Consider the following 21,245-nt stretch of genomic DNA (forward strand, 5'->3'; position numbering starts at 1 on the left):
AAGCGGATGAGGTGGGTGGCTCCTGCTCCACCGGCATCGAATGTGCCAAAGTGCAGTTATCAACGACTGCTAGGAAAGGAGCCACCCAATGACAGTAAAGACCGTCGGCCTCGATTTGGCCAAGGACGTTTTTCAAGTGCACGGCATTTCTGAGAGCGGCCGGGTTATTTTCAACAAGCCGATCAAGCGCGCGAAGCTACTGGCCTTTTTTGAGACGCTTCCGCCCTGCGTCGTAGGCATGGATGCCTGCGGTTCATCCGACCGTGTTGCACGGATCGTTTCATCGGCGTAGCCAGTTGCTTGATTTGATGACGGGATGGCGGGATGCCTTTCAAGCACAACGCGACGCGGCGGGACAAGTTTGAGAAGGCCAAGTACCGGGTCACGAACTGGCCTGAGTACAACGAGGCGCTTCGCCAGCGTGGTGATGTTACGGTCTGGTTCAGCGAGGATGCGGTATCCGGGTGGTGCGCCCCAAGGTCGGGGAAACGTGGTGGTCAGCGGCAGTATTCTGACCTGGCGATTGAGACCTGCCTGACCCTGCGCGCCGTCTTCGGCCTGCCGCTTCGGCAAACGCAAGGGTTTGTACGAAGCCTACTACGGCTCATGCAGATCGACGTTCCCGTTTCGGATTTTTCCACGCTCTGCCGGCGCGCACAATTGCTTCGGATCACACCGAACACCCGGCCCACGAACGGCCCAGTGACGCTGATCGTAGACAGCACAGGGCTTCGCGTTCACAGCGGTCGAGACTGGATGCAGAAGAAACACGGGTTACCGAAGGCCCGTAAAACATGGTGCAAACTGCACATCGGCTTCGTTCCCGAGAGCGCGGAGCTTTTGGCCTCCTGCCTGACAACCGAGCACATCGGAGACGCCGGCGCACTGCCCGAATTGCTGGCTGATGTGGCAGGTCCTGTTCATCGTATCATCGGCGACGGCGCCTATGATGGTGCGCCGACCACAGCGACGATCCGGCAGGCGTTGGGATCGGATGTCGAACTGATCGTACCGCCGCCGAAGAATGCCGTCCCAGGTGATTGCAAAACACGCAACGCCCATATCGACATGATCGCCAAGGGAGGTCGTATGGCCTGGAAGAAGGCCACTGGCTATGGCCAAAGATCACGCGGCGAGGCCCAGATCGGGCGCTACAAACAGGTCATCGGACCGGAGCTGCGCAGTCGCAAAATGGAGAGTCAGACAACCGAAACCAAGATCGCTGTCAAAGCTCTCAACCGCATGACCCATCTCGGTCGTGCGACCTATGAACGTGTCGCATAACGAACCGGGGAAAGGGGCAAATGCGGCCCAGCCGCTATTCGTGCAACACAGTCTTAAAAGCCAAAGCCCATGACAAATGCCACGGCAATCGCAAGAAGGAAGAGGGTTTCGACGACAAGAATAAGGCCATAGCTGGGCTTGACGCGCAGAATGGTGGCAAGGCTGGTTTTCACCCCAAGGGCAGAAATCGCGATGACCAGACACCAGCCGGACAGGGTGGCGATTGCATCGGTGATCACCTGCGGCACCAGCCCGGTATTTGTCAAAATCGCCAGCGCGACAAACATGACAAGGAACCACGGCAGGATGATCTTCTGGGATTGTGCGCCGCGAAAGCTCGCCATGACCACAATCATCACCACCGGCAACAAGGCCACGCGCACCATCTTGACGAAGGTCGCAATCACCCCCGCCTCGTCACTGATCGAATATCCGGCACCAACAACCTGGGCCACATCGTGAATGGTCGCCCCGATCAGAAATCCGCTTTCCAGATCGCTCATCCCCAGGGCCGCAAACAAGACCGGATAGGCAATCATTGCGATGGTCGACAGGGCGGTGACGCCGATCACAACAAACAGCGTATCCTGTTCGCGGTCATCTTTCGCGGGCAGAACCGAAGTGATGGCAAGGGCGGCCGAGGCCCCGCAGATCGCCACAGACCCGCCCGCCAACAGGCCAAAGGCCAGTTTGCGACCGAAGAGAAAGGACAGGATTGCCCCGCAGGCCAGTGTTGCCATGACAAAGCCGACAACCGCGCCCACCGCGCCCAGCCCGACACTTTCCACATCCCCAATGCTTAGATGCAGGCCCAACAGGCCGACCCCGAATCGCAACAGCGTTTTGGCGGAAAACTCCAGCCCCGGGGTGAATTTCTGATCGTCATAAAGAAAGTGGAACGCCATGCCGATCAGCAGTGCAAACAGCATCGCAGGCGCGCCGTAATGTTCGGACAGAAAGGTCGCGGCGGCGGCAATCACGCACACCAGAAGAATGCCACCAAAGTGGGTGTCCCAGCGGGACCTGATCAGCGACACCATGGTTCGCTCCTGACTGCGGGAATGTGAAATTGGCGCGCGCAGCCTGTGTCAGGCCGCACACACCTGGTACTGTCTGGCGTCAGCCGACCCAGCGATTGCTGTGATCAAAGGCCGCGTCGTAACCAAAGAGCGCGACCGACCCGCCAGTGTGCAGGAAGACGACACGTTCGCCTTTCTTGAAGTGACCTTTGCGGATCAGATCAATGAAACCCGCGGCCCCCTTGGCGGAATAGACCGGGTCGAGAAGGATCGATTCCAGCTCGGCAAACATCTGGATCGCCTCGATGCCGCTGTCGGTCGGGATGCCATAACCTTCGCCGACGTAATCGGTGTTGGCGACCACATCTTCGCGCTGCACGACACCGGCACAGCCCAGCTTTTCGGCGGTGGCACAGGCGAGGTTATAGACGTTTTCTTCCTGTTTCGGTTTGGGCGCACGTACGCCGATGCCCAGAAGAGGAATCTGTGCGTTCATTGCTTTCAAACCCACAATCAGACCGGCCTGCGTGCCTGCGCTGCCGGTGGCGTGAACGATGTGGTCGAGCTTCAACCCGCGATCATTGGCTTGCGCCAGCATCTCAAACGCGCAGTTCACATAGCCCAGCGCACCGGTCGGGTTCGACCCGCCCCCGGGGATGGTGTACACTTTTTTGCCATCTGCGCGCAGCTTGTCGGCAGCCGCTTCCATCTCGGCATTCATGTCCAGACCACCGGGGCGCTTTTCGGTGGTGGCGCCATGCAGATGGTCCAGCAGAACATTGCCGTTGTAATTGTAGTTGTGGTTGGTGGAGCCGGTGCGATCCTCCAAAAGGATGTGGCACTCCATGCCCAGTTTCGCCGCAAAAGCAGCCGTTTGGCGCGCGTGGTTTGATTGGGTTGCCCCCTGGGTCATCACCATCTCTGCGCCCTGCAACTCGGCCTCGGCCATCAGGAATTCCAGCTTGCGGGTCTTGTTGCCGCCGGTGGACAGGCCGGTGCAATCGTCACGTTTGATCCAGATTTCCGGGCCGCCGAGCTCTGCGGTCAGACGGTCCAGGCGCTCAAGCGGGGTGGGCAGGTGGGCGATGAAGCGGCGTGGGTAACGGGAGAGATGCATCGGAAAACTCCTAAATTGGTTTTCTCGCATTTTATGGAGGTCATTCCCACTATTCTAATTCGAAATATGCGCTATAAAATGCACATCTTGCATAATATCAGTGTGCCGCTATGGTGACATCATGCAGTTGGATTGGATTGATGACATCCTAGCGGTGATCGACACGGGGTCCCTGACACGGGCGGCAGAGCGGCGGTTTCTGACCCAATCGGCGTTCACGCGGCGCGTGCGATTGATCGAAGAGCGCATCGGTGCACCCCTGTTTGACCGGTCCTGCAAGCCGGTCACCATCCTGCCCGGCGTGCAGGCGACGGAACCAGAACTGCGAGAGCTTGGCGCGCGGCTGCGTCGCCTGCAACACGACTTGAAAGCGGCGGCAGAGGGCGCAAAGCGGGATGTGACTTTTGTGTGCCAGCACGCCATCACCACCACAATCTCGCCGTGGGTGGTGCGGCAACTGACCCAATCGCAGGACATTTCCGTGCGGGTGCGATCCGGAAATCGGGACAATTGCCTGATGCTGCTTTTGTCCGGCGAGGCCGATTTCGCAATGACATATGAACGCCCGGAGGCCCCCGGCCCTGCGGTGCCACAGGCGTTTGAAATGCGTCGGCTGGGCGGCGATACATTGGTGCCGGTGGCGTCACCCGATCTTGCGCTCCACGTTGATGACCCCGAGATCCCGTTCATCTCATATCCCCCAGATGTTTTCCTGGGGCGCCTGTTCAGCCAAAGCATTCTGCCCCTGTTGCCCGAAGGCGTGATGCTGTCCCCAAAGGCGGAAACTGCACTGACGCTTGCCGCCTGTGAATACGCGCTGGATGGCATTGGGGTGGCGTGGTTGCCGCTGACCCTGGTCAAGCGGCATTTAACCGAAGGGCGGCTGCGGCGGTTACATGACCTGCCGCATCAGGATCTGGGCATCATGCTGATCCGCCTCTCTGATCAACAGGGCGAGGGGACCGCGCAAATCTGGTCTGATCTGACAAATATTCCCGAACCGTCCGTGGGACTATAGCGCGTTCCAGACCTGCTCGCCGGTTTTGTCCAGACGCTCAAGCGAGCAGAACAAGGACAGGGTCAGCGTGGCCGGCCAATTTTCCCCGCCAACCTGTGTCATTAACGGGGATCAACTTAATTGAATTTACGCGTTGGGATAAGGGCGGAGGGTGACGGCATTAACCAGGCGACGTCCAGAGCAGAAAACGACCGCCCTTTTCGGGGCGGCCGCAGTGATGTGCTTTGTCACTTACGCCCGCGAAACGTCGGGTGATTTTAGCACATGGGGCGTATCGTAGGCATCCAGATCCAGTTGATCTTCGGATTTCGCAATAATGACGGTGCAGGCAGCGTCGCCGGTAACGTTGAGCGATGTACGTGCCATGTCGAGAATGCGGTCGATGCCTGCGATGATGGCTACACCTTCCAAAGGCAGGCCGACCGAGCTCAGAACAAGCGACAGCATCACCAGCCCGGCACCCGGCACACCAGCGGTGCCGATGGAGGCAAGTGTCGACGTCAGAATAATTGTGACATATTCCGACATGCCCAGCTCTATCCCAAAGGCCTGTGCCACGAAAAGAGCCGCAACGCCTTGGTACATGGCGGTTCCGTCCATGTTGATTGTCGCGCCAAGCGGCAGCGTAAAGCTTGCAACCGACCGGTTCACGCCAAGGTTCTGCTGAACCGCCGTCATCGTGACCGGCAGTGTCCCCGAAGAGGACGTGCTGGTGAAGGCCACGATCTGCGGCTCGATGATGCCTTGGAAGAAGCGGATTGGGTTCAAGCGCGCAAAGATCGAAACAAGCCCGCCATAAACAATGACGGCATGCAGAACGCAACCAATATAGAGCGCAGCAATCACGGTTCCCAAAGGCAACAGTAGATCCAAACCATAGGTTCCGGCGACCCAGGCCATTAGTGCAAACACACCATATGGTGCAAAACTGATCACAATCTCAGTCAGCTTCAAGATGACGGAATTTAGGGCTTCAAAGAAATCCCTGACCGGCTTTCCAGCGTCACCCACCAGGTTGATGGCCAGACCGAACATAATCGCAAAGAAAATGATCTGAAGCACGTTGCCATCCGCGGCAGCGGCGATTGGGTTCTTGGGAACGATCCCGATAAGTTGCTGGATGAAAGGCGGAGATGCTTTGGGTTCCATTGCGGCTGCGGTGCTCAGATCAATTCCTGCGCCGGGTTGCAACAGCAGGCCCAAAGCGAGTCCAATCGTGATCGCGAATGCAGTTGTGCCCAGATAGAATACAATCGACTTCAGGCCAATTCGCCCCATGCGGGCCATGTCGCTGACCGATGTCATACCGCAAACGAGCGATACGAAGATCAACGGGACAATCAGCATTTTGATAAGCGACAGGAACAGGGTTCCAATGTTCTTGATCATGCCCGCAATTGCTGCGTTTCCGGTTGCGTTCAGCAACACGCCCGTAACCACCCCAAGAACAAGCGCGATCACGATTTGCTTCCAAAGAAGCATATTCCTCCAAGGTGCCATAAACCCTGTTTTGCGACTGGTATTCATCAATAGGTTCTCCCTTTCCATGGCAGTCAACTGGAATGAGCTGCCTGCAGTCGCCGCAAGGTAACACCGTCGTGCCGGTCATGGTCGCGCAAATAGAGAAACGGCGTTGCAATATTTGCAACGCCGTTTCTTCTGTCGGATAAAGTGTCGGTGGCGCCTAGAATCTTGCGAGCTGTACACATTTTCGGGCGAGCACATCGGTCGGGTCGACAGGAAGCGCCCCCAATGCGTCTGCGCTTTCAGTCACGATGAGCGGCAATTCCGTACAGCCGAGAATGATTGCCTCGGCTCCGCGCGCAACCAGATGGGAAAAGGCCCGGCTAATCTGTTCTTTGCAGAGGCCGTCGGTATATCCAGCTTTGACGCCAAACGGGCCATAAATTGAATCCATGACCAGGTTTTGATGATCGTCATCGGGAATGATGTGGGCAAGGCCTGCCTCATCAAGTGCTGTCTGGTACAAGCCACTTTGTATTGTTCCATCCGTGCCGAGGACCCCGACCACACGCGTCTCTGGGGCGGTTTCTTTAATGTGTTCAGTGGTCGCGGCAAGGATACTGATGATCGGAATATCAAGGTGGCGCTGAATCCGATCGACATACGCGTGGGCGGTGTTGCAAGGGATGACCAGCATATCAGCACCACCGCGTTCCAGTTTTTTGCAGGTAGAATAGAGGGCGACAGTTGGATCGGTGCCTGCGCGGACCAGATTTTCAGTGCGGTCAGGAATTTGCGGGTTCTGTTCAACCAAGACTTTTATGTGATCCTGATCGCGGGTCGCCTCGGTCCCTTTGACCAGTTTGGCAAGGAAATCTACGGTTGCGGCAGGTCCGACACCGCCGACCACTCCAACTTTGAACCGGTGACGGCGGTCTGACTGGGTCTCTTGCAGGGCGTAATCCGCGTAAACCGCCGCAGTGTTTATGGCCGTCATGTTGTCTGGCAGGTCAAGCTGGTTGAGCAACAAGGGCAGTTCAGAAAGACCGGGCACAAACACGGTCGCGCCTTGTTCGAATAGGTTGATCAGGGCGGCATTTATGGGTCTCAGAACGTCTTCATTGCAGTGTCCCGCTTTGAACCCGATGCGTCCATATACGGCCTCCATGACGGCACTTTCCAGATCTTCCCGGGGATGGAGGATCTGTATTTCCCTGCCAAACAGGTTCTCGAACAAACCAGTTTTTCTGACAAAAGGCGTCGTGATGACACCAATCTTTGTCGGCTCGGGACGCAGTCTGTTAACGGCGGCGGCGATCGCCTCTGTCATGCTGATCAGCTTCAGTTCAAGCTCGTCCTGCAGTTCATGCAGAAAGCTATGGGTGACAAAACATGGAAGCAGCGCCACGTCACATCCATCCCGTTCCATGCGGGACAGTGTGTCAAAAACATAGAGTTTTCGGTGTGTTGGGCTGTAGCTCAGCTCTTTGGGGGAGGCTGGTTCGCGCAGCGGTTTCTGGTGAAATATCAATTCCCTGTGGTCTTCTTCCGACCTGACCGGTGTCCTTTGAACAATTCTGTTCAGCAGGTCGGCTCCGGCAAGGGCGCCCAGGCCGCCAACGATTCCTATGCGTAAAGATTGGTTTTTGTTCATTGGGCAATCTCCGGAGCCCTGCCGTGCATGTGCTGCAATGCAGTCTCGGCAAGTTCTCCTGGCAAAGCGGGTTTTGCGGCCTCTTGCAGGTTCAAGCCATGCGCCTGTGCATATTTTGCAAGTTTGGTGGCAGCCTCATATCCGATCACCGGGGCCAGTGCGGTGACATGTACAAGGCTGTTACTCAGCAACATCTCGCATCTTTTCTCATCCGCAACGATACCGTCCACGCAGCGGGTGCGCAGCACATTCATTGCATTGGTCAGAGACCCCATGGTTTCCAACACTTTATGGATGATGACCGGCTCCATCGCGTTGAGCTGGAACTGGCCGGCCTCGGCGGCCATTGTGACGGTTAGGTCATTTCCGATTGCCTGATAGCAAACCTGATTTACAACTTCGGGAATAACCGGGTTTATCTTGCCGGGCATAATGGACGATCCTGCCTGAACCGCGGGCAGAATGATTTCTCCAAGCCCAGCCCGCGGCCCAGAGGACATTAGGCGTAAATCATTACAGATCTTAGACAGTTTGATGCCAACCCGCTTGAGCGTGCTTGAGAACATCACAAAGGCACCCAGATCAGATGAAGCCTCAATCAGGTCCGGGGCCAGTTTAAGTGGCTCGCCGGTAATGTCGCGCAAATGCGCCAAAGCGACTTCGCCAAACCTTTCGGGGGCATTGATGCCGGTGCCAATGGCCGTGCCTCCAAGGTTCACTTCTGTCAGAAGGCGCGACAGGTCCCTCAACCGGTCGGCATCCTCGTTGATTGTTGTGGCAAACCCCCGGAACTCCGCACCAAGTGGCATGGGTACAGCGTCCTGAAGTTGGGTACGCCCGACCTTCATAATATGCTGAAACTCACATGCCTTTTGGTCGAAGGATTTGGTTAGAAGATGCATTGCTTCAATCATAGGCGCGATCCTGGACAGAACAGCCAGACGGATTGCTGTGGGGTAAACGTCATTTGTGGATTGTGACCGGTTCACATCATCATTCGGATGAAGCTGGCTGTAATCGCCATGATCTGCCCCAAGCTTTTCCAGCCCAAGATTTGCAATGACTTCATTGGCATTCATGTTGGTCGATGTGCCAGCACCACCCTGCATGACATCAACAACAAACTGATCGTGATGGCCCCCGGCAATGATCTTGTCACAGACATCCGTAATGGCCGACGCTTTCCGGTGGGGCAGGACGCCCAGGTCCTTGTTGGCCATAGCACAGGCCTTTTTGACCGACGCCAGTCCGACAATCAATTCCGGATAGTGGCTGATCGCCACCCCCGTAATCGGGAAATTTTCCAGTGCCCGCTGGGTCTGGCTGCCCCAGGTCGCTGCCAGCGGGATCTTTACCGGGCCAAGGCTGTCGGATTCTGTTCTGTGTTGTTTCATGATCTGAGACCTTTTTGTGGTCTTGCGGCCTGCATCAAATGCGAGGGGCCGAGACTCTGTGAGTGTGTTGGTCTGACCGTACTGCCATCAAGTCCGTCCACCCATGACAACTTTCGCAAAGGTGTTGCGAATTTTGCAACATGCTTCTACCGTGTGAAGTTTCTGCAATTGGAGAATTTTGATGGAGATCGATTGGCTGGAAGACTTCTTGGCACTTTCAACTGCTGGGGTATTTGCCCGCGCGGCGGATGCGCGAAACATAAGCCAGTCGGCTTTCACGCGGCGGATCAAAAACTTGGAAAACTGGACCGGTACCCCATTGTTTGACAGGAGCGTACACCCGGTTGAGCTTACGTCAGCAGGTCATGCATTCAAGCAAACCGCAATCGACACGGTTGCCGCATTAAAACAATCCAAAAGCGATATCCGTGGCTTATCTCGCCAGGAAGCATCGGTGCTTGATTTCGTCGCGCTTCATTCTTTGGCAATTTCCTTCTTCCCGAACTGGCTGACACGAATGTCCAGCCATCTTGGTCCCACCAAAACCAGGCTGGTCGCGGAAAACTTCTCCGGCTGCGCCGAGGCAATTTTATCCGGAAGCGCAGACTTTATGTTGTGCTATTCCCATCCGACAGTGCCCACTATTTCAGATGAAAACCGATACCCGTCTTCGACCATTGCAAAAGACCGGATCATAGCCGTCAGCGTTGTCAATGCTGATGGGCGTGCCAAATACAGCCTCGAAGGGAAAAACCCGGTTCCGTTCCTGTCATACACTCCTGACAGTTTTCTGGGCCGCGTGTCCCAGGTTTGTCTGGATCGCGGAGGTCTGAGTCACATTGTGAGCCCCATCTATGAAAACTCCGTTGCCGAGGCGCTTAAGTCCGCTTGTCTTGCGGGAATTGGCGTTGCATTCCTTCCCGAAAGCGCGGCGGATCGAGAGTTGAAAGACGGGAGTTTGCAGAAGATCAGCCAACCAGAATTCGAGCTTTCAATCGACATCAAACTCTACCGTTCGATCGAGAGGTCCCGAGCAGAGTTGGAACGCTTTTGGATGATGGCTCAAAACCTGTAAGGCACATCGCAAGTCTGTAATGGAGAAGGGTGATGCTTACGGCGGGTTTCCTGGCCCTTACTCTGTTTCGGCGACCATCTTTCTGAAGTTCGTACCGCGCGGGTTGGAAACGTGGGTGTATAGAACAATATCCAGCGGCAGGCGGCCGTATTCCGGAGAGAGGATGACAGCATCGCCAGTAATTATGTGATTCTGGATGAGCGAGTGAGGAACCCAGGCAGCGCCGCTTCCTTCCAAAACCATCTGGGAGATCCCCACCGAAAACGCGCTTTCCACAGCCGATCTTCCCGTCCAGGCACGGTCCGCTTTAGCTTGATGCAGTAACACAATCTGCCCAAAAAAGCTGTCTGCGGGGAAATCAATGCAGGGGGCTTCCGGTGGTAGGATCTGACCTTCCAGCAGCTCATATTTTAGTGCGCCTCCGACGACCGGAAGCAAAGTGTCCCGCCGCCAAATGTAACGATCAACGGTGTCATCGAAAGGCACCTGGGGCAGCTCACGGAATTCATAGCTCACCAGAATGTCGCATTCATGGCGCAGGAATGTGGACATTGCTGTCACCTGGTTCTGCGTGCGCAATCGGATTTGCGGCAATCCGCTGCGTGCGCGGAGTTTGCGAAGAATCTCTGGAACGACGGACACCGAAAGCGAGTGCTGCGTCGCCATCACCAGCGGTTCTCCGATGCCTTCCGGGTTATTAAGATGCCCATGCAATTGCCGCAAATGCGCGAGCAGCGACCGGATTTGAGGTTCGCTTTGTAGTAGCGTCGGAGACAGCTCTACCCGGTTGGCCTCACGGACCAGCAAGCTTTTTCCGATCCAATGTTCCAGTGATCTAATGCGCCGTGAAAAGGCGGGTTGTGTTACATTCCTACGCGCGGCAGCGGCGGTCAAGCTGCGCTCTTCCAACAGGATCAGAGCGTCTTCTAGAAGGCGTGTATCCATGCTTACCCATACCTTATGTACGGGTACACTGCAATATTGGCATTATCCAACACGATTTTTTGCGTTTAGCCTTACTTAGAATACGTAAAGGGAATGTACAAAATGCAAACCGCAGCGGCAGAAAGTGCTATGGCAGTGGGCGGCAACCTCGCGCTTGTAAGGCGCGCGCTTGAGAACTTTCCACGTGTGCGTTTTGGTCATTTTCCGACCCCGTTGGAGCCGCTGGAAAGGTTGAGTGACGAGCTGGGCGGGCCGCGCATCTGGGTCAAGCGCGATGACTGCACGGGCCTTTCGTCGGGCGGCAACAAGACTCGCAAACTGGAATTTCTGATGGCCGACGCTATGAAGCTGGGTGCTGACACAGTGATCACGCAAGGCGCCACCCAGTCCAATCATGCACGACAGACAGCAGCCGCAGCAGCCCGGTTGGGGCTGAACTGCCATATCCTGCTTGAGGATCGCACCGGGTCGAATGACGAGACTTATAACTTCAACGGTAATGTTCTGCTGGATCAGCTACATGGCGCAACCGTTTCCAAACGAGCAGGTGGTGCCGACATGAACGCTGAAATGGAAGCCTTGGCCAGCACGCTGCAAGATCAGGGCCGCAAGATCTACATCATCCCGGGCGGCGGCTCCAATCGCGTTGGGGCGTTGGGTTATGTGAATTGTGCCGCCGAGTTGGAAGAGCAAGCCGGAAACATCGGTCTCAAGATTGACGCCCTGGTCCATGCCACCGGCAGTGCGGGAACCCAAGCAGGGCTGGTGGCGGGACTTGCTGCCCTTGGCAGCAACATTCACTTGCTTGGGATCGGTGTTCGGGCACCTCAGGGGAAACAGGAAGGCATGGTCTATGACCTGGCCTGCAAGACTATGGATTACCTTGGAATGGGGGCCGTGATTGAACGTACCTCGGTGCGCGCGAACTGTGATTATGTTGGCCCAGGCTACGGCCTGCCGACCGACGGCATGCGTGCGGCGCTTCTGAAACTGGCTCAACTCGAAGGGCTTTTGTTTGACCCGGTCTATTCGGGCAAAGGGCTCGATGGCCTGATTGATCAAGTTCGCAAAGGCTACTTCGAAGGAATGGATAATGTTGTGTTTCTGCACACCGGTGGAAGTGCAGCGTTATTTGGATATTCCGGCATTTTCGATCTGCCGGGCTATCAGGACTAACAAAAGCAACAGAAACTAAGGGAGAAAACCATGAAATATATGAAACCAGCGGCCGTATTGGCTTTTGCCTTGGCCTTTTCTGCTCCGGCTGTGGCTGAGGATCGCACGGGAACTTTGGCCAAGATTGACGCCTCGGGCGAAATTGTCATTGGACACCGGGAAAGCTCTGTTCCGTTTGCCTATCTGGACGAGAACCAAAATCCGGTTGGGTATTCGATCGACCTTTGCATGAAGGTGGTCGAAGCGGTTTCCGCCGAGCTGGGTAAGGAACTGACGATCAAATATGTGCCGGTGAACCCCAAGACCCGGATTGCACTGATGGCCAATGGCACGATTGACCTTGAATGCGGCTCGACCACGAACAACCTGACCCGTCAGGAGCAGGTCGAATATCTGCCCACGACCTTCATCACCGGTACCAAACTGATGGTCCGTAAAGACTCCGGCATCAATTCGGTTGCAGATCTGGGCGGCAAGGCCGTTGCGTTGGCGCAGGGCACCACCAACGAGCGTGCCGTCAAGGCGGCAATTGAAGAGCTGGGGCTGGACGTGAAGGTTCTTCCGGTGCGGGATCATGCCGAGGGCATGTTGTCTTTGGAAACTGATCGTGTGGATGTCTATGCCACGGATCACATCCTTCTGTTCGGGCTCATTGCAAAATCCAAGACCCCCGAAGATTTCGCGGTGGTCGGTGATTTCCTGTCTTTCGATCCCTATGCGTTGATGGTGCGCCGCGACGACAGCGCCTTTGAACTGATCGGCAAGAAGGCTATGGCAGATGTGTTCCGCTCGGGTGAGATCAACGACATCTATGCCAAGTGGTTCGATCCGCTGGGTGTCGGTCAGACAGACCTGCTGAAGGCTGCGTTCCAGCTTAATGCGCTGCCGGAATAACCTCCTCCTGTAGCAACACTGTCGGGCCTGCACCGTGCGCGGGAGGCCCGGCACCATTCTTATCAGGGTAGAAAGCATGAACTACAACTGGAACTGGGGTGTCCTCTTTGAAGAGGAATACCTTGGCTGGCTGATATCGGGGCTGGGGTGGACCTTTGCGGTCGCGCTTGTGGCCTGGGTTCTTGCGCTGGCCGTCGGTGTTCTAATTGGCGTCGGGCGCACACTGCCATCGCGGCCTGTTGCCTTACTTTGCACCACCTACGTTGAACTTTTTCGTAATGTGCCGCTTCTTGTACAACTGTTCCTGTGGTACTTCGTCATGCCTGAGATCGTTCCGGACGATCTGGGTCGTTGGATGAAGCGGGACATGCCAAATCCCGAGTATGTTACGGCTGTTATCGGTCTAGGACTTTACACCGCAAGCCGCGTTGCCGAACAGGTTCGTGCCGGGATCAATGCCGTCGGTCACGGGTTGACCAGCGCAGCCTATGCCAATGGCTTCTCGACTGCGCAGACATATCGCTACGTGTTGTTGCCGATTTCCTTCCGGTTGATCGTGCCGCCGATGACCTCTGAATTCCTGACTATCTTCAAGAATTCCTCACTGGCGCTGACCATCGGCCTTCTTGAACTGACGGCGCAAAGCCAGCAGATCGCGGAATACACTTTTCAGGGATTTGAGGCCTTTACCGCAGCGACGGTCATCTACGTCGTCATCGCTCTTGGTGCGACAGTCATCGCGCAGACTCTTGAAAAATACACCCGCATCCCGGGTTTTGTCGGAAAAGGCTGAATTATGGGTGATTTTGATCTTTCCGTCATCTGGAACAATCTTCCATTTCTGTGGCAGGGCTTGCAGCTCTCGCTATGGCTTACCTTTCTTGCTGTGATCGGCGGTATCATTTTGGGGACCGGCCTTGCCTTGATGCGGCTATCTGGTATCGCGCCATTGGCTCTCCTCGCCGCAGGTTATGTGAACCTGATCCGCTCGGTGCCGCTGATCTTGGTGATCTTCTGGTTCTACTTCCTGGTGCCTCTTGCTTTGGGTCGGCCGATTGGCGGCTTCTATTCGGCGCTGATCGCCTTTGTCATGTTCGAGGCGGCCTACTATTCAGAAATTATCCGGGCAGGCATTCAGTCAGTCCGCAAAGGACAGGTGCATGCCGGACAGGCCACTGGCCTCAGCTACTGGCAGATCCAGCGCTATGTGGTCCTGCCACAGGCGTTCCGGAACATGATCCCGATCCTTGTGACGCAGGGCATCATTCTGTTCCAGGATACCAGCCTTGTCTTTGTTGTCAGCTTGCGCGACTTCATGACCGCCTCATCTATTGTCGCCCGAACCGAGGGCCGGCTTGCTGAGATGTATATCTTCGCCGCCCTTGTCTACTTCAGCATTTGCTTCGCCGGTTCACTTGTTGTCCGGCACCTTCAGAAGGCCAAAACAGCATGATCAGCATTGAAAACATCTCTAAATGGTACGGCAACTTTCAGGTGCTGACCGATTGCACCACCAACGTCAAAAAAGGCGAGGTTGTAGTGGTCTGCGGTCCGTCCGGATCAGGAAAGTCCACCCTTATCAAATGCGTTAACGGGTTGGAGCCGGTGCAGCAGGGCCGCATTCAGGTTGAAGACGTGGATGTCACCGCAAAAGGCACCAATCTTACCAAGCTGCGCTCGCGCATTGGTATGGTGTTCCAGCACTTTGAGCTTTACCCACATATGAGCGTGCGCGAGAACCTTTGTCTGGGTCAGCAGAAAGTCCTGGGCCGGTCACGTGACGAGGCCAACGCCAAAGCTGAAGCTCTGATCAATCGGGTTGGGCTCCTGCCACATATCGAAAAATTTCCCGGGCAGCTTTCAGGTGGACAGCAGCAGAGGGTCGCCATCAGCCGGGCGCTGGCTATGGACCCGATTGCGATGCTGTTTGATGAACCGACTTCGGCCCTTGATCCGGAAATGATCAATGAGGTTCTGGATGTGATGGTCGAACTGGCAAAGGACGGTATGACAATGATGGTTGTCACGCACGAGATGGGCTTTGCACGCAAGGTGGCGGATCGGGTGGTGTTCATGGATGCCGGTCTGGTAATTGAAGACCGTCCCACCGAGCAGTTTTTTGGCAACCCGGAAAGTGATCGAGCGCAGGATTTTCTGAGCAAGATTCTGAACCACTAGGCCTGCGATGCCGGGCAAGCGTTTGAAACTGGTTTCAGATTATAGGAGACACACAGCGTGTTGATGAGTAAACTTTTCCCCTGCTCTCGCTGGAAAAGAGGTTGAAAATGACAAGGGGTACTGCCAGCCAATCAGATATGCGGGACGCGCTGGCAGCACGACTAAACCACCTCGCCAAACAGGTTGGGTCAGTGAAATTCTTGACTGATGTTGCAGGTGTGAACCGTACGCAAATGAGCCGATACTTGGCCGGAACTTCGGTGCCCAGGGCCGAGCTTTTAGCTCATGTTTGGAAAGCGCCTAGCAATCCCCTTGGATTGGTTTTTTGAAACTGGAGAGCCGGGTAGAGACCTTGCAGAGCTCAAATTTGGGATGTCTTTCCGGAACGCAGTTGTCGATAGGAAATTTGGTTGTGTCGCGAATTTTGACCGAGGTTGACGAAATCGCGTGCCCTGGTGCTTGTTGCTTTCAAATCAATCGCGAGCAGGTTTCAGAATGGTTTCTTTGAAAGGCTGCCACTTCCCGAAGGATGTGGTTTTGTACGCTGTGTTTTTCTATTTGCGCCACACTGTTTCCTATCGCGACCTTGAAGAAATTATGGCTGAACGGGGCGTTTCCGTCGATCACGCCACGTTGAATAGATGGGTTGTAAAATATTTGCCGATGATCGCTGCGCGGGCGCAATCGAAAAAGCGTCCAACACAGAAATCTTGGAGAATGGACGAAACCTACCTCCGTGTGCGCGGTAAGTGGGTGTATCTCTATCGGGCCGTCGACAAAGCAGGGAACACCCTTGATTTTATGCTGTCTGAGCGAAGAAACGGTCCCGCAGCAACCAGGTTCTTTACCAAAGCGCTGTCATCAAACGGAATCCCAGACAAAGTCGTCATCGATAAGAGCGGAGCCAACGCAGCCGGCATTCGAGAAGTGAACAGGATTCTGAAGCGGTTTGGTTGCCAAGCCAAGGTGCAGACAATCAGGTCCAAATTTTTGAACAATATGATCGAGCAGGATCATCGGTTCATAAAACGGCGTGTTCGACATATGTGTGGGTTCAAATCATTCGCATCCGCGTCCGCTACGTTGGATGGCATCAAAGTCGTCAACATGATCCGGAAACAGCAATTCTTCAGCGCAGCCACCTCTGGCTTTCGGGTGTTTGCTGAGATCGTAGGATAAGTGTGCCTGGTAAGACGCTTACTTTGATCGTTCCAAAAATTTGCAACACAACCGTTCCAGGTTCTGTCGCAAACTTCGCCCCTACCTGTCAGTTCGAGCGCATTTCTGCTAGCGCTCAAACGAACATATCTTCGGCAACCTGGCTGAAGCCCGAAAGATCATCAAAAACTGGAGGATTGACTACGATACACAGCGACCGCACATTTCTCTCGGCGGACTGGCACCAGCCGTTTACGCTAATCTTAACCGTACCGCCCGGCCTGCTTCGCTTGAGCTGCGCAACGGTTCCGCTCAGCAGGCCTTGACCGCAACCTAATCACGAGAAAGAAACGGGAACGGATTCTACATCCGATCGGCCCGGATCAAGGGGCCGAGTCATTGAATATCACTCTCAGGGCACCTCGAGATCATAGAAGTGTTCTGCGGTTTCTCTGAACACAGCCGATTGGGCCTCAGCCGGAACCAGATCACGGTAAGCCTGTACCAGCGATGTGTAATTGCCATAGAGTTTGTCGACCGGGAAATTCGAGCCAAACATGACCCTCTTTGGTCCGAATTGTTCAAGGCAAATCTCCACGATCGGGCGAATACTCTCAGGCGCCCAGTTGTGATCGAACATGCCCAGACCTGAGAGCTTGCATGAGACGTGCGGCAGATCGGACAGAGCGCGCAATCTTTGAGCCCAGCTTTTCAGGCCCGCCGGAGTGCGGTCATATGGTGATCCGGCATGGCATAGAGCGACTCGTGTATTCGAGGCTTGCGCGAGAACTCGGGTGGTTTTTCCGATCAAATCAGGAATGAGCTGCAGATCAAAGCTGAGGTCACGCCGTCCAGCCTCCTTCAGTCCGTCCAGAAACCGCGGATCGTCCAACAGGAAATTGGTTCCCGTCTGCGCGTCCTCTCCGGGTGCGCGCCCGACGATCTGGCGCACACCGCGTACAGTTGGAAGAGCCTGAAACGTATCAAGCTGGGCGTGTAGGTCAGCCGAGGTCAGGTCACAGAACACAACCTGCGCCATTGGCCAGTCTGGATTGGTTTCGGCGACAGCTTGAACCCACCGGGCTTCGTCCAGACCGTTTTTGGCTCCCACCTGGATATGGATCGAGGCACCGACTCCGCAGGGCGCGGCTTCGGACCGGAACTCGCGCAGTAGATAATTCCGTTGAATCGGCGTCGGGTCGCCAAAGAACCTTTCCACCCCGCGCGCCATCAGCCAGGGGTAGTTTACAGCTTCAAGGTCCCAAAGGTGGTGATGGGCATCGATCCAGCCGGTCATGTTCGCGGTACTTTCGACATGCGCCCCAAAATATCGACACCCTGTTGTTTCCAGAAGTGCAGCAGGTCAATGAAAACCCAGTTCTCGGCCAGCTTGTCACCCGCGCGACGATAGATGTCGATCACACGGAATTCACCGGCCTTGTCTGTGGCGGGCATACCCATGAACCCGCCGGTGGGCCGCGCCGTGAAATTCGGCCAGCCGAAAAAGCCGCCATAGTGACCCTCAGCCAAGCGGCAAATGTGCTTGGTCTTCGAGCGGTCCGTTAAGGATGCGCGGAACGGGCCTGAGTGCTGCTTTGCATAACGCTCAATCGTATAGGTCGCACCGATCCCGGCGGGCCCCCACCAAATCATGTCTTCGCTCCATGTCTGGCGCAATTCTTCCTCAAGGCTCAAGCCGCTGTTCCATTGGCCGAGATCGGAAATCATGGCATTGATCGTGTCGAGAGTTTTCTCGCCTTCTTCGGCAGGCTGCGGGCTGAACATCAACCCGTCATGCGTCATCGGTCCGGGTTGAACCAGATGGGCTGCAGTTTGAGGCGGGAAGGGCTGCAACCCGACCTGCATCATGAAATGCGGGATGTCGAAATACATCGCCGTTTCGGCGATCTTGCCATTCTCGATCTTGTTGAACTCACAATAGCGCAAAAACGCCATCTTGCCCGTGGGGGCGATGCCCAGCCACGCATTGTCGAACAGGCCCATCAGATGCCCCATTGAAACAACCCAGACCGAGGTGAATCCGTCCATCTCGTTTTTTCCGGCCATGAACACGTCCATCCGGCGCTGCATTTTCCTTAGACTTTGCTTCAGGGGACGCCAGAATGCCTGTGCTACGTCATGGGTGCCCCGAAGCTCATCAAACGGGTGGAAACCGCGCCACAGGTAGTCTTCTGTGCAGAACTCAGACAACGTGTTGGCGATATCCGATTCTTTTACGCTGCTGAGCGCCGTGTAGTAATCCAAGATGATCGATTTTTGGATTTCATAGGACATTATTATTTTCTTTCAGTTCTTTAGTCGCTGCCAAGGGGCGAATTGCGAGGAAGATGAAGTCGGCTTTTGCACACGCATGCAAAAAAAGCTTGCCAGATGTTTCTTTTGTTGTCTATGGTTTTGCAAGCGTATGCACTACGAGTGCAACAGGGAGGGCAGAATGGCCGAAATTCAACTTCGCAATGTTGGAAAGCGTTGGGGATCGTTTGTCGGAGTTGACAATTTTGACCTGACAATAGCCGACAAGGAATTTCTGGTACTTCTTGGGCCGTCAGGTTGCGGAAAGACCACGACAATGCGCATGATTGCTGGCCTCGAGGACGCATCTGAGGGCGATATTCTGATCGATGGTGCCCGAGTAAATGACATGGAGCCCAAAGACCGCGATGTTGCGATGGTGTTCCAGTCATACGCGCTCTATCCGAATATGAATGTATATGAGAACATTCGCTTCCCGCTAAAAGTTCGCGGTATTGACCCTGCTACCCATGACGAAAAAGTGCGGCGCGCTTCGGCCATGGTTGAGTTGGATGACTTCCTGCACCGCAAGCCAGCGGAATTGTCTGGTGGTCAGCGTCAGAGGGTTGCCTTGGCTCGTGCCATAGTGCGCGAGCCGAACGTGTTCCTTATGGACGAGCCACTATCCAACCTTGACGCAAAACTGCGCGTTTCCACCCGCGCACAGATCAAGAACCTCAGCCACGAATTGGCGGTCACCACGATCTATGTCACCCACGACCAGATCGAGGCTATGACACTGGCTGATCGGGTGGTGATCATGAAACAGGGTGTCGTGCAACAGGTCGGTACTCCGGTCGATATATATGACACCCCCGCCAACACCTTTGTCGCCAGCTTTATCGGCAACCCGGCAATGAACCTTGTCGATGGCGAGGTTCAGGGTGGCGTGTTTCGCGCCAAAAGCACTGAGGTACACGGGTTGAACGCGCCCGACGGTCCTATCACGCTGGGGTTTCGCGCCGAGGACGCCAATGTTGTGGAAAGCGGCGGCGAGATCAATGCACCGATCTATACACAAGAGCTGTTGGGCGACAGCACCATGGTCTCGGTTCGGATCGGTGGTGCGCTGGTCTCGGTCAAGGCCGACAAAACCTATCGGGCCGAAATCGACGATCAGGTCTCGATTCATATCCATACCGACCACTGCCATCTGTTTGATGCGCAAACTGGGGCTCGCCTGGAAGGCTGAGAACCGCAAACGACACCCGTTGGGACGGGGTAACCAGGGTGCAGACTTCGAAGATGCACCATCCATCTAGGGAGGAATATTGATGTTTCTGAAGAAAATTGCATTGGCCGGCTCGGTAGCCGCCTTTGCCGCAAGCGCAGGATATGCCTGCGAAATCGGCGCACGTGTCAACATAGTCGGTAATGAATTTGCGGCCATCCAGGCCGTCGCAGCCGGAGCAAAGGAATGCACCGGGGCGTCGGTAGAATCCAACCTGACATCCGAGCACCAGACCATCAACGTGGCTGGCCTGTCGGGCAATCCGTCGGAATACACGACCGCAATCATCGCCAATAGTTCGGTTGTGGCACTGATGAACGAAGACGTTATTCGTCCGCTCAATGATCTGGTGGAAAAGTATGGTCAGGACCTGCAGCCTGGGCAGCTGATCAAGATTGGCGACAACATCATGGCTATCGCCTTCATGGCGAACGCGCAGCATCTGATGTACCGCAAGGATATCCTTGAGCAAGCCGGTGTGGAAGTCCCGACTACCTATGAGGAAATGCTCGAGGTGGCCGAGGCCATTCGTGCGCAGGGTATTATGCAAAACCCGGTTGGTGGAGCCTATGCATCGGGTTGGAACCTGGCGCAGGAATTCAACAATATGTTCCTTGGTTATGGCGGCAGCCATTTTAAACCCGGTACGGCCGAACCCAACGTGAATTCTGAGGCCGGTGTCAACGCCCTGAATATGATGAAGGCTTTGTCGGAATACATGAACCCCGACTTCCTGACTCATGACTCCAACGCCACCAATGCCGAATACCGTGCTGGCAACGTTGCAATCATGAATATGTGGGGTTCGCGCGCATCGCAGCAAACCACCACCGAAGGTGTGTTGCAGGAGGTAATCGACGGCCATGCGATTGGCGCGCCGCTGACAGTTGGTGGCGGAGATATCCCTGCAACGACCCTGTGGTGGGACGGTTGGACTGTCGGAAAGAACATCTCAGATGAAGAGGCCGAGGCCACATTCATTGCAATGAAACATGGCATCCGTCCTGACATGCTGAACGATGAAACCACGCCGTTGGCGGTCTGGCTGATTGAAGGCTACCAGCCGGGAAAAGATGCCGAGGGTGTGTTTGCTGCGGCCAAAATGGGCACACCACCCTATCCGATGCTACCGTACATGGGTCTCATGCACAGCGCACTTGGCAACGAACTTGCTGATTTCATGCAGGGCAAGGAAAGCGCGGAACAAGCGTTGGCTGATGTAGAAGCCGCCTATCGTGCCGCCGCCATCGAGCAAGGCTATCTGCAATAAGAAGCCTATTGCGCGGGTGCCTTTGATAACCGCCCGCGCAATCCCACTGACACGA

General features: G+C 55.4%; 21 protein-coding genes. 13 read left to right on the plus strand and 8 right to left on the minus strand.

All coding sequences use genetic code 11. The features are described 5' to 3' along the window. Nucleotides 1-88 precede the first annotated feature (88 nt). Both ACR0DY_RS18635 and ACR0DY_RS18640 read left to right on the plus strand, forming a co-directional pair. Nucleotides 89-292 carry a hypothetical protein gene (locus ACR0DY_RS18635; RefSeq protein ID WP_480484738.1) on the plus strand — a complete coding sequence of 68 codons (204 nt, stop codon included), beginning with the start codon at nucleotides 89-91 and terminating at the stop codon, nucleotides 290-292. Between the two features lie 32 nt (nucleotides 293-324). Beyond that, nucleotides 325-1,284 carry an IS5 family transposase gene (locus ACR0DY_RS18640; protein ID WP_480484737.1) on the plus strand — a complete coding sequence of 320 codons (960 nt, stop codon included), beginning with the start codon at nucleotides 325-327 and terminating at the stop codon, nucleotides 1,282-1,284. A gap of 53 nt (nucleotides 1,285-1,337) precedes the next feature. On the opposite strand, the gene ACR0DY_RS18645 is transcribed toward ACR0DY_RS18640, so the two are convergent. Together ACR0DY_RS18645 and cuyA (ACR0DY_RS18650) are read right to left on the minus strand one after the other, a co-directional pair. Then, nucleotides 1,338-2,324, minus strand: coding sequence for a YeiH family protein (locus tag ACR0DY_RS18645; RefSeq protein ID WP_480484736.1), 987 nt, complete (start codon nucleotides 2,322-2,324; stop codon nucleotides 1,338-1,340). Between the two features lie 79 nt (nucleotides 2,325-2,403). Then, nucleotides 2,404-3,420: a D-cysteate sulfo-lyase gene (cuyA, locus tag ACR0DY_RS18650; RefSeq protein ID WP_480484735.1), complete on the minus strand. Its 1,017-nt coding sequence runs from the start codon at nucleotides 3,418-3,420 to the stop codon at nucleotides 2,404-2,406. 121 nt (nucleotides 3,421-3,541) lie between these two features. Here cuyA (ACR0DY_RS18650) and ACR0DY_RS18655 point away from each other — a divergent pair, with 121 nt between their 5' ends. Beyond that, a complete protein-coding gene (locus ACR0DY_RS18655) occupies nucleotides 3,542-4,438 on the plus strand; it encodes a LysR family transcriptional regulator (protein WP_480484734.1) in 897 nt (298 codons plus the stop codon). A gap of 231 nt (nucleotides 4,439-4,669) precedes the next feature. Here the strand turns inward: ACR0DY_RS18655 and ACR0DY_RS18660 are convergent, their stop codons facing one another. From ACR0DY_RS18660 to ACR0DY_RS18670, 3 genes are all read right to left on the minus strand, one after another. Beyond that, nucleotides 4,670-5,920, minus strand: coding sequence for a dicarboxylate/amino acid:cation symporter (locus ACR0DY_RS18660; protein ID WP_480529164.1), 1,251 nt, complete (start codon nucleotides 5,918-5,920; stop codon nucleotides 4,670-4,672). Between the two features lie 202 nt (nucleotides 5,921-6,122). After that, nucleotides 6,123-7,556, minus strand: coding sequence for a cysteate racemase (gene cuyB / locus ACR0DY_RS18665; RefSeq protein ID WP_480547415.1), 1,434 nt, complete (start codon nucleotides 7,554-7,556; stop codon nucleotides 6,123-6,125). Next, nucleotides 7,553-8,950 (minus strand): aspartate ammonia-lyase, encoded by a 1,398-nt coding sequence (locus ACR0DY_RS18670; RefSeq protein WP_480484731.1) that lies wholly within the window; start codon nucleotides 8,948-8,950, stop codon nucleotides 7,553-7,555. Before ACR0DY_RS18670 ends, cuyB begins: the two co-directional genes overlap by 4 nt. Before the next feature lie 181 nt (nucleotides 8,951-9,131). Here ACR0DY_RS18670 and ACR0DY_RS18675 point away from each other — a divergent pair, with 181 nt between their 5' ends. Then, nucleotides 9,132-10,025: a LysR family transcriptional regulator gene (locus ACR0DY_RS18675; protein ID WP_480484730.1), complete on the plus strand. Its 894-nt coding sequence runs from the start codon at nucleotides 9,132-9,134 to the stop codon at nucleotides 10,023-10,025. A 57-nt stretch (nucleotides 10,026-10,082) separates the two neighbouring features. Here ACR0DY_RS18675 and ACR0DY_RS18680 read toward each other — a convergent pair whose 3' ends face one another. Beyond that, the gene (locus ACR0DY_RS18680) at nucleotides 10,083-10,970 is read right to left on the minus strand and encodes a LysR family transcriptional regulator (RefSeq protein ID WP_480484729.1); all 888 of its coding nucleotides are present in this window, start codon (nucleotides 10,968-10,970) and stop codon (nucleotides 10,083-10,085) included. A gap of 129 nt (nucleotides 10,971-11,099) precedes the next feature. Here ACR0DY_RS18680 and cuyA (ACR0DY_RS18685) point away from each other — a divergent pair, with 129 nt between their 5' ends. From cuyA (ACR0DY_RS18685) to ACR0DY_RS18715, 7 genes are all read left to right on the plus strand, one after another. Next, nucleotides 11,100-12,146: a D-cysteate sulfo-lyase gene (gene cuyA, locus ACR0DY_RS18685; protein ID WP_480484749.1), complete on the plus strand. Its 1,047-nt coding sequence runs from the start codon at nucleotides 11,100-11,102 to the stop codon at nucleotides 12,144-12,146. A 30-nt stretch (nucleotides 12,147-12,176) separates the two neighbouring features. Then, nucleotides 12,177-13,040, plus strand: coding sequence for an amino acid ABC transporter substrate-binding protein (locus tag ACR0DY_RS18690; RefSeq protein ID WP_480484728.1), 864 nt, complete (start codon nucleotides 12,177-12,179; stop codon nucleotides 13,038-13,040). Between the two features lie 76 nt (nucleotides 13,041-13,116). Then, nucleotides 13,117-13,833 carry an amino acid ABC transporter permease gene (locus ACR0DY_RS18695; RefSeq protein ID WP_480484727.1) on the plus strand — a complete coding sequence of 239 codons (717 nt, stop codon included), beginning with the start codon at nucleotides 13,117-13,119 and terminating at the stop codon, nucleotides 13,831-13,833. 3 nt (nucleotides 13,834-13,836) lie between these two features. Next, nucleotides 13,837-14,493, plus strand: a complete 657-nt coding sequence (locus ACR0DY_RS18700) for an amino acid ABC transporter permease (protein WP_480484726.1) — start codon at nucleotides 13,837-13,839, stop codon at nucleotides 14,491-14,493. Beyond that, entirely contained in the window at nucleotides 14,490-15,218 is a 729-nt protein-coding gene (locus ACR0DY_RS18705) for an amino acid ABC transporter ATP-binding protein (protein WP_480484725.1), read from the plus strand. Before ACR0DY_RS18700 ends, ACR0DY_RS18705 begins: the two co-directional genes overlap by 4 nt. 495 nt (nucleotides 15,219-15,713) lie before the next feature. Continuing rightward, nucleotides 15,714-16,397, plus strand: coding sequence for an IS6 family transposase (locus ACR0DY_RS18710; protein ID WP_480547427.1), 684 nt, complete (start codon nucleotides 15,714-15,716; stop codon nucleotides 16,395-16,397). A gap of 127 nt (nucleotides 16,398-16,524) precedes the next feature. Continuing rightward, nucleotides 16,525-16,713 (plus strand): integrase core domain-containing protein, encoded by a 189-nt coding sequence (locus ACR0DY_RS18715; protein WP_480484748.1) that lies wholly within the window; start codon nucleotides 16,525-16,527, stop codon nucleotides 16,711-16,713. Between the two features lie 75 nt (nucleotides 16,714-16,788). Here ACR0DY_RS18715 and ACR0DY_RS18720 read toward each other — a convergent pair whose 3' ends face one another. Next, on the minus strand, nucleotides 16,789-17,673 hold the full coding sequence (locus ACR0DY_RS18720; protein ID WP_480484723.1) for an amidohydrolase family protein: 885 nt from the start codon (nucleotides 17,671-17,673) through the stop codon (nucleotides 16,789-16,791). After that, nucleotides 17,670-18,671, minus strand: coding sequence for a nuclear transport factor 2 family protein (locus ACR0DY_RS18725; protein ID WP_480484722.1), 1,002 nt, complete (start codon nucleotides 18,669-18,671; stop codon nucleotides 17,670-17,672). Before ACR0DY_RS18725 ends, ACR0DY_RS18720 begins: the two co-directional genes overlap by 4 nt. 160 nt (nucleotides 18,672-18,831) lie before the next feature. Between ACR0DY_RS18725 and ACR0DY_RS18730 the strand changes: the two genes are divergently transcribed. Next, complete coding sequence (locus ACR0DY_RS18730; protein WP_480484721.1) at nucleotides 18,832-19,881, plus strand: ABC transporter ATP-binding protein; 1,050 nt, start codon at nucleotides 18,832-18,834, stop codon at nucleotides 19,879-19,881. An 82-nt stretch (nucleotides 19,882-19,963) separates the two neighbouring features. After that, entirely contained in the window at nucleotides 19,964-21,190 is a 1,227-nt protein-coding gene (locus ACR0DY_RS18735; RefSeq protein ID WP_209507352.1) for an ABC transporter substrate-binding protein, read from the plus strand. The last annotated feature ends 55 nt before the right edge of the window (nucleotides 21,191-21,245 follow it).

It is taken from the genome of Ruegeria sp. O6 (assembly GCF_056535045.1).